The 13050-nt window shown below is 52.9% G+C and carries 10 protein-coding genes; 2 read left to right on the top strand and 8 right to left on the bottom strand.

The features are described from left to right. Positions 1-212: 212 nt before the first annotated feature. Positions 213-851 (bottom strand): antitoxin Xre/MbcA/ParS toxin-binding domain-containing protein, encoded by a 639-nt coding sequence (locus tag G7025_RS06840; protein WP_231740518.1) that lies wholly within the window; start codon positions 849-851, stop codon positions 213-215. Between the two features lie 224 nt (positions 852-1075). Between G7025_RS06840 and G7025_RS06835 the strand changes: the two genes are divergently transcribed. Beyond that, on the top strand, positions 1076-1624 hold the full coding sequence (locus G7025_RS06835; RefSeq protein ID WP_032901853.1) for a 3'-5' exonuclease: 549 nt from the start codon (positions 1076-1078) through the stop codon (positions 1622-1624). A gap of 28 nt (positions 1625-1652) precedes the next feature. Here G7025_RS06835 and G7025_RS06830 read toward each other — a convergent pair whose 3' ends face one another. The 4 genes from G7025_RS06830 to G7025_RS06815 are packed head-to-tail and all read right to left on the bottom strand — an operon-like array spanning position 1653 to position 6317. Beyond that, the gene (locus G7025_RS06830; protein WP_032901850.1) at positions 1653-2135 is read right to left on the bottom strand and encodes a Mov34/MPN/PAD-1 family protein; all 483 of its coding nucleotides are present in this window, start codon (positions 2133-2135) and stop codon (positions 1653-1655) included. Further along, entirely contained in the window at positions 2132-3916 is a 1785-nt protein-coding gene (locus G7025_RS06825) for a HesA/MoeB/ThiF family protein (protein ID WP_108184650.1), read from the bottom strand. The genes G7025_RS06830 and G7025_RS06825 overlap by 4 nt, the downstream gene beginning before the upstream one ends. Further along, positions 3900-5150 (bottom strand): nucleotidyltransferase domain-containing protein, encoded by a 1251-nt coding sequence (locus G7025_RS06820; protein ID WP_108184651.1) that lies wholly within the window; start codon positions 5148-5150, stop codon positions 3900-3902. Before G7025_RS06820 ends, G7025_RS06825 begins: the two co-directional genes overlap by 17 nt. Beyond that, positions 5151-6317 carry an SAVED domain-containing protein gene (locus tag G7025_RS06815; protein ID WP_108184652.1) on the bottom strand — a complete coding sequence of 389 codons (1167 nt, stop codon included), beginning with the start codon at positions 6315-6317 and terminating at the stop codon, positions 5151-5153. A 1030-nt stretch (positions 6318-7347) separates the two neighbouring features. Between G7025_RS06815 and G7025_RS06810 the strand changes: the two genes are divergently transcribed. Further along, the gene (locus G7025_RS06810; protein ID WP_024014894.1) at positions 7348-8673 is read left to right on the top strand and encodes an OprD family porin; all 1326 of its coding nucleotides are present in this window, start codon (positions 7348-7350) and stop codon (positions 8671-8673) included. A gap of 368 nt (positions 8674-9041) precedes the next feature. Here the strand turns inward: G7025_RS06810 and G7025_RS06805 are convergent, their stop codons facing one another. From G7025_RS06805 to G7025_RS06795, 3 genes are all read right to left on the bottom strand, one after another. Beyond that, positions 9042-9374 carry a DUF2790 domain-containing protein gene (locus G7025_RS06805; RefSeq protein WP_024014895.1) on the bottom strand — a complete coding sequence of 111 codons (333 nt, stop codon included), beginning with the start codon at positions 9372-9374 and terminating at the stop codon, positions 9042-9044. 151 nt (positions 9375-9525) lie between these two features. Continuing rightward, a complete protein-coding gene (locus G7025_RS06800; RefSeq protein WP_024014896.1) occupies positions 9526-9720 on the bottom strand; it encodes a co-regulatory protein PtrA N-terminal domain-containing protein in 195 nt (64 codons plus the stop codon). A 142-nt stretch (positions 9721-9862) separates the two neighbouring features. After that, positions 9863-13030, bottom strand: a complete 3168-nt coding sequence (locus G7025_RS06795) for a CusA/CzcA family heavy metal efflux RND transporter (protein WP_024014897.1) — start codon at positions 13028-13030, stop codon at positions 9863-9865. Between the last annotated feature and the right edge of the window lie 20 nt (positions 13031-13050).

The raw sequence follows: 13050 nt of genomic DNA, 5'->3' as shown, positions 1-13050 counted from the left end.
TATCGAGCTGCCACCCGATAAAGTGGTTTGCGCCAGTACCCAGCTATGCCATTGCCGTGCGTGTATCTTTCTCAACGGTACGTGCCGATGTGAGTGAAACCTAGTGCTTCAATGGATGCCCGTGGATGCCGTATCGGCAAGGCGACGCCGGTATAGGCGCCTGAAATCCATGTTACTCAAGGAGCGGTAGACGCCGTTTGGCTGCGGCTGAATCAAAATGACATGCCCTCCGACACTTGAATCAGCATTTCTTCGACTAGATGTGTGCCAAAGGTTGTAGCAACCATCGACGATGGGCTTTCTCCCAAAAAGCGGGCTTTGGGTTTGGAAAGCCATTGTTTGGCCTTAACTTTGTCACCGAAGATCACCTCGGCCATGGCGGTAATATGTACAAACCGGAAAAGGCGATCGCTCTCAGGCAGGGTTAAGAGCTGATTGGCTGACAGTTTTGTTTTTAGCGTTTTGGGTTGAATGATTCTGTCGCGCTCTTCGTCGCTTAAGGTTCCATCATCACAAAGCATTTTGATCAGGCTGACCGAGAAGCCAGCTACTATCATGTCGTGAATGTCCAGATCCGAGGCATTGACAGAGATATGAAGAAGCCTCTCCAGACGCATGCGGTAAGCATGATAGACATCCTGACGCAGGACGCCAGAAACCATGGGCCGCAATGATGTTGCGTTGTGCACGGGCGTAAGCACTAGTGTGCCATTCGCTACGGTTAGCTCCAGGTCGTCCCCAACACCTAACCTCATTTGGTCAAGCAACTCTTGAGGCAGATCGATGATGATGTCGCCAGTACCGTCCTCAGTTTTTTGGCACTTGACTATCCAACGCTCGGTTTCACTCATGATCGTCCGGCCCTCATCCGCCATCAGAATGACACACATCATTATGCCTGGGCGCAGAGCTGACCAAAGGAATGGGCAACCGCTGACAGACAGGCACTGCCGCTGCTCGAACGCCGGATAACGAGTGAAAGGGCAAAAAATGGGTCAACGGCTATACCTGCCTTTCCACCTTCACATGGCTAAGAGCCTGAGCGTAATCAGGTAACTACACGAAAGGATATGACATGCACCCTGATGAGCTTTATGTTTCCGTCGACGTCGAGACTTCTGGGCCTATACCAGGCGAATACAGTCTGCTTTCCATTGGAGCTTGTCTTGTAGCCCAACCTGAAACGTCCATCTATCTTGAACTGCGGCCTGACAGTCCGAAACACGACCCCGAAGCGCTGGCAGTATCGGGGCTGAGTCTGGAGAAGCTGGAGAGCGAGGGCCTCGCTCCGCAACAGGCGATGCTGACATTTGATCAGTGGCTGAAATCGTCCTGCCAAACGGGACAAAAAGTCATTTTCGTAGGACTCAATGCACCGTTTGACTGGTCATTCGTCAATTACTACTTCCACAAATACCTGGAAACCAACCCCTTTGGTTTTACAGCTATCGACATGAAGGCCTACTTCATGGGAGCTGTAGGGTGCAGCTGGCAGGAAACAAAATCATCCAAGATGACCGCTGCGCTGAAGCCACTCAGCGAACCGAACCATAACGCATTGGATGATGCCCGCTTTCAGGCAGAGCTCTTCGCACTAATGCTAGCGGGTAAAGGTAAACGCTGACCTGCGTTCCACCGCACGGACTTGAAGCTCATCTGACCCAGGTTGCCTCAACATATCTGCCGTCCCTGAACGACCACGCCTTGATACCTTCTGGTTTTTCGGACTTGCCGACAATAATGGCTATTGGGTGCGGCAGATCCTGCGTGTAACGTGCAGCAAATTTGGAGAAGCTTCCGATGTCTGCCGGAGAGATCACCGGAACGGATTGGGGGTGCGTATGCCAATAGCCCACCAGACGTAACCCTTGTTCGTTGGCAGCCTGGATCTCCTGACGGCACCGCTCCGCATCCAACTCTAGCCAAGACCAGCCTGACCGATCGGCGCGATGAGGCAACGTGGCCAAGGCCAGCAGCAACCCTTTCGGATCAACCGGGTTGACGAATAACTGTCCCCCTCGCTCCACGCCAAAAAGGCCCTGCCGATGGCTATCCAAGATGTCCGCGACAGCTTGGGACACCAACAGCTCGGAATTCACCTCCGGCCATCGCCAGCGCCATGCGATATCCGTCATACCGTTTCGTCCTTATCTTCCGGCCATCCGCGCTCGAGTAGGATCTGCTGCGCCCCCTCTGGCAGCTTGGGCCCATGGTATTGGCCTCCTAGGCTCAGCACATCTTCAGGTCTGTAAATGCTGCTGACCCAAGATGCAGTGGCGATGTTGCCGGTCAATGCGCGTAAGGCCGTGTGCGACACCATGGAGGCGATATTGGTCATTCCCAGCGAGCCGCCTGGGATAAAGCTCTCGCCACACGCGGGCAGTGGAACAACACCGCCTCCCGGCCACTCTGTAAATCTATGCAGAAAATCGCCGACGTCCGTGAACAACTGACGGCCATCAAAGGTGCCGGCTGGTGCGAATAGAGCATGGCCTACCTGTGTATACGGTTCGCTCCAGGCTTGTAAAAGCCCCCAAGGAGCGCCGCTTGATTTGGCTCGCCATACAGTGACCTCCGACTGCCAGTCTGCTGTCGTGATCACCACCAGATCTGCGTTATCAAACACTTCTGGTTTGCTGCTCATCACCACTTCGGCAAAAGTCGCATAAGCGGTACATTCTGTCGTCGGAAGATCTAACAGAATCTTGTCCCTCAACGCTAAGGCTTTCAGTCTCCCTAGGCTATCCGCTCCCAGTACGTGCCTCCCCAGATTGGCTGACACCAAAGTGTCAGGATCGATGAGGGTTAGGTGGCCGACACCGGATCGTGCCAATTGTATTGCCACCGCACTGCCTAATGAGCCAACGCCAACAAAAACGACTCGAGCATTTTCAAGATGCTGTGCAGTGCCACTTATATCGCGGGACAGAATGGACGCTCGATCAAGCACGTCCAGGGCAGTTGCTCGGACGAGCGCCGGAGGATGTGCATTTGCGATAGCTGGCCGACGGCGCGCTGTACGCAAGCCAAACTTTGCGCCCCGCTCCTGCTGTACGCCGAGCGACCGAACATTGAGGCAATATGTTGGAGCATCTGCCCCTCCTGGAAGCTCCAGAACAATCCATCGACTCGGCAACGTTCCATGCAGCTCAAACCATGCCAGCAATTGCTCGGCATCGTCTGGTTGAAGGTGTGGCGTGAGCCAGAGCAATAAATCTTCGGGATCCGGGGTGCGTATGTCCGGATAAGTCTGAAGCTTGACGTAAAAACCGGGAGTTTCGGCCGCGCGAATGACAGCGGAGCGCCCGACAACCCGTCGGTAATGCCCTTTGAGTGCAGCTACGTTCGATGCTAACCAAACCGTTTCCTGACCGGATGGCACAGCTCGGCGCGGATCGCTGAGCGCAAACAACTGCGAGGCAGTCTGAGGTCGATCCAACAGTAAGAGGTTCTGGAATGACTGACCATGCTGAAACGACCAGTAGGTAGTGATCTCATTCTGAAATTCGATATCGCGCGTTGCCTGGCTTGATCCCATCTTGGACAACGAAACGATTTGGGCCAAGCGAGCAAGGCTGTCCTCTACCACGACCTCCGGGGAGCCCATGATGGGGCGTTCCTGAAAGCCATGAAGGCAAAGCCCCGACTTGGTGGCATGCGGCCAAACCAGCCATGGAGAGGGTTCGACGTTTAGGCGCAAGAGCCCACGGGGAAAGTTGGAGGGGAAACCAATACGCAGTCGCCGCTCCTGCCCCGTGTAATCGATGGGCAAGGGGAAGTGAAAGCACGCCGCTTCGTCAGCCCGCATGGGTGCGGGCTGGAGCAATGCATCGGCAGCATCCTGACCTAGGGTGTTTCGCAGTGCGGCGATTCCGCGCTGCAATGGCGTCTTAATAGGATCAGCCAAGGCGTCCAACTGGCTTTACGCTCGACTGAGAGGTTCCGCCACCGCTGGCCCCTCCGAAGAGCGAACCCATCGAAGCAGAGTTTCGAGTAGTGCCATCTGGTCGGCCGGGCATCGTCCAATTCGCAGGGATTTCATTGTTCACTGCCGTGATGAATGCCGGTGCTATACCGAAATTCTTTTTCACTGCCTCGGCAAAGGAATCATTGGATTCAAAACTTTCCAAACCTAATGACACAGACGCACTGGCGTCCGCATGCCACTTGGCGAATGCCTGACGATAGCCTTGCCCCTCGCCCGGTCGATTCCACTTCTCTGCAAAGTTTTCGCCGTTATCGGCAGGGTTGCAGACATAGCAGTCGCTACCTCTATGCGCGATGTGCTGCGGCATTCTGCGAACGATTTCCAAAATTGCATCGAGCGGAGCCAGAGGCTTCGACTGCGATTCCTTTACGACATCCAGGTATGCGTGAGTAGCCAAAGTGGTAATGACCGCAGATATGGGGCGAGTATCAGCGCTCCTTGTGTTGATGGCCCATTCATCGCGATGCCGCTTGAGCAGCTTGATGGTCGCACGCAGGGGATCTTGATCGATGTAATCCTGATAATGCGGCAATGGATCTTGTGTCGCGGCATCGAGCATCCGCTGGTTTTTGGCAACTACCAAGCTTTCCAGAGAGATTTCCTGGGCAGAAGCAACCTGCAACCAGTTCGAGTAAGGGATAGGGCTGCTTGCTTTCCACCCTGTGACCCGATCCGGAACCTCCAGCTTACCCTCGCCGTTTGCTTCGCCATTTCCGTTGATCGCGCGGGCAGGCGTGACATCAATGTGGAAACCTGGATTTTCGTCGGCATAAACGATCCGGATGCCACGACGTAATTGCTTAACTTCTTCCTGAACGCGGGAGCCTTCCCTAAAACGCTGCTCAATCGCTTCTAGAACTTCCTTCGCACCAGCGCCTTGAGCGTGAGGGAGCCAGATAATCGCGTCCGCATCAATGGTGTCCAGATCCGCAGGCGCGCCGGGGATTGGCTTGATGGTCGTTTTCAGCCGCATCGAGCCTTGAACGAAAATATGGGCCTCAGCGAGCAGCGGGTTGTCGGAAGCCGAGAGGATTTTTTCCAGTTGGGAGTAGCGGTCATTAATTTTTTCGTACTGCGCTTCCGACAGCGAGATTTCCCGCGCGGCGCGAAGCAGAAAATATTCCCAACTGCTGCGCTTGGTCTGTTCGTTGCTCAAAAGCATTTACCTAGCCTCCTGGGCCACCGAGCCCAATTGCAGTGTTTGCGTAAACCGATCTTGGTTTTCTTTGTCCCGATCGAAGATCAGGTACGTATGTTGATGCTGCGTAGTGAGCAACGCGCCAAACTCGATGGCCAATGCCGCAGGAATAGCGGCGAAGACGTGAATAGGGTCAGGAGTCAAAGCTTCAAGCTGGCTCAGTCGTATTTGAAGTGCGTCACGAAAGGCATGAATCACCCGACGGTTTTGTACCATCGCATAGCTTGGCTCTGGGATCGACAGCTCTGCAATACGTGCACCGGGCAGAGCGTCGGTCACGTCGCGAACTGGAACTTGCGCAGAAATGGAGAGCACAAGCGCAAGTGGCCCGTCGCCGTCGGAGGGAGGTGTAAACAAAAAAGCGGGCGGCTCAGCGGACTGATCGGGCCAGCGCAAAAGATGCTCGCGGTGAAAGGAGAAGATCAAGCGTTTGGAACGGTCGCCGATACTTTGGCCCAACATCATCAAGGCCGGAATGTCGGCCAAGCCGACTACCGCCAGCGCGGGCGAGTCTCCATAGGTGCCGCCGCGACGCTTGAGTTGCTGCTCCAGCTCATACTGGACACTGTCTTTGATGTTCTGCCAATAGGTCGCGTCCCTACCTCGCGGTCCGGGTGCAGGGAAAGTGATTTTGATGCCTTGATCGAAGGCGATAAATCCCTCAGCAGACATCGCAGTCAACAGATCGCGAACGGGAATATCGGTGACAGTCTGGAAATGCTGACTCTGGACGATGAGAGGAATGGCTCTGCCACCATCGGGGGTCGTTGCGGCGAGTCGGATGCGTTCCATGTACGCTTGGTGTAAACCACTCAAATCATTTTCAGGGTAACCATCTGCGTCACGATCAATTTTGTCATGACAGCCTGGGCACAGGAGCATCAGGTTAGCGGTATCGTTGGTATGCGCCTCAGCGTCATGATCTGCGCGGCCCCGAGGCCCCTTCGGACTGGCGGGTAGGATATGCGCCACTTCGCCCCATTTCATCGGTTTGCCGGCACGATAGTCGAACGTTAGATCTGTACCACACAGTTCACAATGACCAGCGGCCTGTATCCACACGATCCGCTTCGTCTCATCATTCGTGTTAAAGCGCCCGCTCGCGACTTTAGCGTCTTCTTGCTCTGCCATTTCGACCTACCCCCGAGAAACATCCATGAAAAAAACGATGATGGCCAGATAAAATCATCTTAAGGTCATTCACCCCAAATACAAGAAAGATCTGAGAGTGGCGGAGGCTGAATCGTCTTAAGCACCAAGGTCGTATTTGACCCCAACGGAAGGGGGAATGGCGGCGCCGTTTTATGGTAAATGCGACTTATTAAGAGCGCTGACCACAGCGTATGTACTGAAATTAGCGAGTTTATGTGAAAGAGATAAACTCGCTAATTTGCGTACACGTCTCTTCAGTGATCGCACAATTCCTGTCTTAAGCTTGTCTGCTCCGTCTTAGAATATACCGAAGAGGTGATCTCGTACCCTCGAGCCCCATAGCTAGGAAAAGCGAAGCAGCCGGTATGCGCGCCGTTTGAAAATGCATCAGTCGCTCTTTCCGGCCGTTCAGAGATGTCAGCCAATGGCTGTAAGCATGAAGCTTAGGCATTGGTCGAGTAACGATTTGAGCCGTTCCCAGCCATGGATAAGCTTAGATGATTTCGTATCTAGTACGTACATGTCGCTCGGGGAGGACTCGTCGCTAGCCGCTGGCAAGCCATGGTTCGTGTCCCTCCCACCTACGAAGTAAGCGTAATACATTCTGGATTACCAACAGGCTCCCACCTCACCGCGAATACAGCCACCCACGTATTGGCTCGGCGGACATCATTAGCTTCGCAGTTGCGTCAAAAAAGGCGTTTCGTTGGACCGATACGATCTGAGCGCAGATTGCGTGTGAATACCCGGTGCGCTGCGGATCATAAGGCTCCCATGAACGTTAAGGTAGCAAACAAGATCTGCACATCAGCTGACACGCGCTCCAAATAAAGGCAATTTTAAAAAAGCAGATTTACATTACAAAATTGTAATTTTCTGATCATGTCCACGTTATCTCCAGATTGCAACGATACAGCTCGGCGACGATGCGGGAGGCACATCCTGCTTTCTGTAAACAATAATTCCAGCCGAAGAGCTTTCTAGTTCTGCCGAACCTAAGGAGTGATGTATGAATAACAACACGAAATTTTCGATGGCCGCGTTGGCGATCGTTGTCAGTTCTGGCCCGTCCACGGTATTTGCGGAAGAAAAGGCCGAAGGATTTGTGGAAGGCAGCAGCCTTACTGTTCTCAACCGAAACTATTACTTCAATCGTGATCATCGCAACGGCCAATCGAGTGCAACGGGCAACGGTTACTCCGAGGCCTGGGCACATGCCATCATTAGTAAATTCGAGTCCGGGTTTACTCAGGGCACTGTGGGTGTCGGTGTTGACGCGTTCGCCATGATCGGATTGAAACTCGACACAGGTGACGGGCGTAATGGTGGCCGTAGTTCGTTCGATGTACTACCGGTCAATAGTGATGGGCAGGCTAGAGACGAATATACTAAAATTGGAGGTGCAGCAAAAATTCGCGCCTTTGACACGGTAGTAAAGGTCGGCGACGTATTCCCATCTAACCCAGTCGTTGCCGCTGGTGACTCCAGACTTCTACCAGAAAGTTTCACAGGCGTAACGGCGACAAACACCAGCTTTGACGGATTGACTGTTCAGGCGGGCCGCCTTCACGCTATGAGCCAGCCAACTTCCAGCAATATGCGCGACAATTTCGCGACATTTTATGCCGGACCTGTTAATTCACCGTGGGTCGGCTACTTTGGCGGTGACTACAATCTGAACAAGAATGTGATCGTTAGCCTCTACTCCAGCCGCCTTAAAGACGCCTGGAATCAATATTATGCCGGCACGGGATTAAACTATTCGCTTTCGGATGAACTCTCCGTATTCGGCGGCTTGAACTACTACAAAGCCGTCGACGAAGGCAAAAAATTGCTAGGTGAATTCAACAATAATATTTGGAGTGCTAAAGTCGGCGTGAAGTATGGCGCACACTCTGTCGCATTGTCTCACCAACGAAACAATGGTAACGACGACTTCGACTACCTCCGCCAATCGGATTCCATTTTTCTCGACAACTCAATCCAATACAGCGATTTCAACTCGCCTAAAGAGCGTTCATGGATGGTCCGATACGACTTGGATATGACGACATATGGCGTGCCAGGACTGTCGTTTATGACACGTTACGCCCGTGGCACCGATGCCGATTACTCCAACGCTAATGGAACCTACATGCGACGGGATGCAGAGGGAAATCCGCTGACCGATCAGAAACGCTGGGAACGCGATATTGAGGTGAAATATGTCGTTCAGACCGGATCTTTGAAGGACATGTCTTTCCGCCTGCGCCAAGCAAACACTCGTGCTACAGCGTTTGAATCTGACCTTGATGAAGTACGTGTGATTGTTGAGTATCCATTAGCTGTCATGTGACATCGAACGGGATGACTCGCTGTGCGAGCGTCCCGTCCTTCGAAAAGTTACAGAAATGTCATTTTTCAATCATCTTCACGTTAGGTTATGTTTTTTATACTTATCGTGAGTTGATAGAATCTTAGCTAGCGCATCTGGCTGGGGTTCTATGGATGAGTAGCTAGATTGTGAAAATCCAAACTCAATGCTGTTCAGTTGTCATATCCATTCACCTTTGGAAGCTCCTTTGCTCCTTTGGTAAGGTGAATTTTGAGACGCCCTTCGGGGCGTCTTTTTTTGCCTTTCAGAACTCGAACAAACAAAAACGCCCGACACCTTTGACTAACGAAGCGGGTCGCGCGTTTAATTGTCATATGACAGCGCAGGTATTAACCGCCTCGCCTACGGCAGTCTCCAGCTACAGTGTAAGTGATCGTGTTTAGTTGCCCTACGGAGTCTTCATAAGTCATTGCGGCCGGCACTACTGCGCAGATTTTCGCAGGCCGCACCACACTGATCACCTTTACCACATCCACCTTCATTCCATATTCATATCGCTTCGGTACCGGCGCGCTTTTTCCTTGGCTGACTGCGTACTTCTCCATAGCTTTGGTGTTGGCAGCCATCATTTTTTCGAAAGCCTTATCTCCTCCCCCCTCTGCAAACACGCTTGACGAGACAGCTAAAACTCCGAACAAAGCTAAAATGTTGATAGATTTCATATTCAGCACCTCAACTAATACAGTCAAGATAATATCAGGCTAATGATTGCGACCGGGTGGCGCTAAAATTACAAGTATGTAATCAAACCGGCAAAAAAAACCCGCCACTAGGAGCCTAGGGGCGGGCTGATTCCAAACTGCATGGCTACGCTTACTTAGCCTTCTCATTCTTTTCGTCACTTGACACCACTGAGGCATTTTTTCCTTGTTTCGCCACATACTTCTCCATTGCCAGATCTTTTGCCGCCATCATCTTCTCGAATGTTCTGTCTCCACCGCCTTCCGCCATAGCGAATGAAGAAAGGGCCAAAGCGCCCGCAACAGCAAAGATTTTAGTAAGTTTCATTCTGACACCTCATATAGATAACGCTATTAGGGTATCAATGCGAACCTATCATCACGGTGGCGCTCAGATTACATATTCGTAATCGTTCCTGGTATAAAAAACCCGCTGATGAACAACCGCAGCGGGCTCAAAACCAAAAGAACTATTGGGTTGTTATTCTCCCTTCTGCGGGTTCATCTTCATCGTGGCGGTGCACCCATTGATAGAGCGCAGGCAGTATTAACAGCGTTAATGCAGTCGAGGACAGGATGCCCCCAATCACAACGGTGGCCAGTGGTCGTTGAACCTCTGCCCCGGTGCCAGTGGCCAGAGCCATAGGTATAAAGCCGAGGGAAGCCACCAAAGCTGTCATCAATACCGGACGAAGCCGCGTGAGGGCTCCTTCATTGATAGCAGAATTTAACGAATACCCCCGCTCTCGAAGATTGCGAATGAACGCTATCATCACCAAACCGTTCAGCACCGCAACCCCCGACAAAGCAATGAAACCAACACCCGCCGAGATCGATAGCGGGATGTCACGTAGCCACAAAGCCATGACCCCTCCAGTCAACGCGAATGGAATACCGGTGAATACCAGGAGGCCGTCCTTGAGATTGTTGAACATCATGAAAAGCAGGGCAAATACAAGGAGCAGGGCCACCGGGACAACGATTTGGAGACGTTTCGCAGCCGACTGGAGTTGCTCAAATTGCCCACCCCAGTTAGTCCAATAACCAGCCGGCACCTGTACCTCTCGATCAATAGCGCTGCTGGCCTCTTGAACAAAAGAGCCTATATCCCGACCTCGCACGTTAGCGCTTACGATTACCAGACGCTTACCATTTTCGCGACTGACCTGGTTCGGCCCAAGCACCAGATCGAGAGTTGCCACTTCTGAGAGGGCAATAAAACCAATCTGTTCTGCATTGCCATTGACCAGCGCCGGTACTGGAATCAGCAACGTAGACAACCCTTCAATGTCCTTGCGCATGGCATCGGATAAACGCACAACCATATCGAAACGACGGTCTCCTTCATACATCGTACCCGCTTGGCGACCACCAACCGCTACCGCTATGGTGTCCTGTACATCACCAACATTCAGGCCATAACGCGCGGCCTTGTCACGGTCGATGTTAATGGTAAGTACTGGTAGCCCTGTGGTCTGCTCGACTTTGACCTCTGAAGCTCCTTCGACCTTCTGCATAGAGGCAGCGATTTTCGCAGCTGTGCTGTTAAGCACTACCATGTCATCACCGAAGACCTTAACGGCTACGTCACTGCGCACGCCTGATATCAGCTCGTTGAAACGCAATTGAATTGGCTGCGAAAGCTCATAGTTGCTGCCGGGCATCGCGGCCGTAGCCTTTTGAATATCCGCGACTAACTCATCCCGGGATTTGTTCGGGTCAGGCCATTGATCCTTAGGCTTAAGCATCACATAGCTGTCAGAGATATTCGGCGGCATTGGATCGGAGGCAATCTCTGCGGTACCGGTACGAGCAAAAACTCGCTCGACTTCAGGCACTTTTGCCAGCACTAGCTTTTCCAAACGCTGCTGCATTTCTACCGATTGCGTCAGACTGGTGCCCGGCACGCGTAGTGCTTGCAGGGCAAAATCCCCTTCGCTGAGGCTCGGTACAAACTCACTTCCCATTCGACTGGCGACAACCCCGCACACTGCAATGAGGCCTAGTGCCATGGCAAAGGCTACTGATCGGTGGTTCATGACCCAATCCAGCGCAGGTGCATACATCCGACGCGCGCCACGCATGATCACGTTCTCTTGTTCCTTGACCTTGCCAGTTACGAACATGGCAATCGCCGCAGGAACAAAGGTAACGGACAGCAGCATGGCGCCCAGCAGGGCAATTACGACTGTAAACGCCATGGGGTGGAACATTTTCCCTTCAACACCGGTCAGGGCAAAAATCGGGAGATACACGACCATGATGATCAACTGACCGAAAATCAATGGGCGGCGCGCTTCCTTTGCCGCTGCAAACACTTCATGCATCCGTTCGGAACGTGTGAGGATACGTCCATGGTGCTGTTGTGCATGAGCCAAGCGCCGGATCGCGTTTTCGACAATCACCACCGCTCCGTCAACAATGATGCCGAAGTCCAACGCGCCGAGACTCATCAGGTTGGCGCTGACTTTGTTGGTGAACATACCGGTGAATGTGAACAGCATGGCCAAAGGAATAACCATGGCAGTGATCAATGCGGCGCGAATGTTGCCCAAGAACAGGAACAGAATTGCGATGACCAGGATCGCACCTTCAATCAGGTTCTTTTTGACCGTGGCAATCGCCTTGTCCACGAGATTGGTACGGTCGTATACCGTGACCGCCACCACCCCCTCAGGTAGTGACCGATTGACTTGCTCCAGTTTGGCGGCAACGGCCTGAGAGACGGTTCGGCTATTTTCACCGATCAACATGAACACAGTGCCAAGCACGACTTCACGACCGTTTTCGGTAGCGGCCCCCGTGCGCAGCTCACGGCCGATATCAACTGTTGCCACATTCTTGATGCGGATCGGCGTGCCATCGACGTTGGCCATCACGATGTTGGCAATGTCGTCGGTGGTTGCCACCTGCCCGGGAGCACGAATCAGGAGTTGTTCACCACTGCGTTCAATGTATCCGGCACCGACGTTGGCATTATTCCGTTCCAGCGCCGTCACAAGATCAGTCAGAGTCAGCTTGTACGCCGCCAAGCGTTTTGGATCGGGAGCAATTTGATATTCTTTGGCGAAACCACCAATGGTGTTGATTTCGGCGACGCCGGGAACGTTGCGCAACTGAGGTTTGATAATCCAATCCTGGATCACCCTCAAGTCGGTCGGGGTGTAAGGGCTGCCGTCCTCTTTAACGGCGCCTTCTTTTGCCTCGACTGTCCAGAGGAAAATCTCACCCAGGCCGGTAGAGATCGGCCCCATGACCGCTTCCACGCCCTCGGGTAATTGCTCCTTGGCCACCTGCAGTCGCTCATTGACCAATTGCCGGGCGAAAAACAGGTCGGTGCCTTCCTTGAATATCACGGTGACTTGCGACAGACCTGAGCGTGAGAGCGAACGCGTTTGCTCAAGAGCTGGCAAGCCGGCCATGGCGGTTTCGATGGGGAAGGTGATTCGCTGTTCTGTCTCCAGTGGCGAGAAACCTGCGGCACCCGTGTTGATCTGCACCTGGACGTTTGTAATGTCGGGTACTGCGTCGATCGGAAGTTTCTGATAGCTGGCGATGCCGAGGCCAGCCATGAGAAGAACCGCGAGCAGCACGATGATGCGTTGCTCGATTGCAAATTGGATCAGGCGTTCGAACATAAGAACCTTCTCGTGGAAAT

The organism is Pseudomonas lurida, assembly GCF_013522705.1.
In the GTDB taxonomy this organism is placed as follows: domain Bacteria; phylum Pseudomonadota; class Gammaproteobacteria; order Pseudomonadales; family Pseudomonadaceae; genus Aquipseudomonas; species Aquipseudomonas quebecensis.
Note: the sequence above shows the minus strand (reverse complement) of the source record. Positions and strands in the feature narration are given on the sequence as shown.

Coding starts and splice junctions, on each gene's coding strand:
- G7025_RS06800 (WP_024014896.1), bottom strand. CDS start 9,720: ATGAAACTTACTAAAATCTTTGCTGTTGCGGGCGCTTTGGCCCTTTCT.
- G7025_RS06815 (WP_108184652.1), bottom strand. CDS start 6,317: ATGGCAGAGCAAGAAGACGCTAAAGTCGCGAGCGGGCGCTTTAACACG.
- G7025_RS06840 (WP_231740518.1), bottom strand. CDS start 851: ATGAGTGAAACCGAGCGTTGGATAGTCAAGTGCCAAAAAACTGAGGAC.
- G7025_RS06805 (WP_024014895.1), bottom strand. CDS start 9,374: ATGAAATCTATCAACATTTTAGCTTTGTTCGGAGTTTTAGCTGTCTCG.
- G7025_RS06820 (WP_108184651.1), bottom strand. CDS start 5,150: ATGCTTTTGAGCAACGAACAGACCAAGCGCAGCAGTTGGGAATATTTT.
- G7025_RS06830 (WP_032901850.1), bottom strand. CDS start 2,135: ATGACGGATATCGCATGGCGCTGGCGATGGCCGGAGGTGAATTCCGAG.
- G7025_RS06810 (WP_024014894.1), top strand. CDS start 7,348: ATGAATAACAACACGAAATTTTCGATGGCCGCGTTGGCGATCGTTGTC.
- G7025_RS06795 (WP_024014897.1), bottom strand. CDS start 13,030: ATGTTCGAACGCCTGATCCAATTTGCAATCGAGCAACGCATCATCGTG.
- G7025_RS06835 (WP_032901853.1), top strand. CDS start 1,076: ATGCACCCTGATGAGCTTTATGTTTCCGTCGACGTCGAGACTTCTGGG.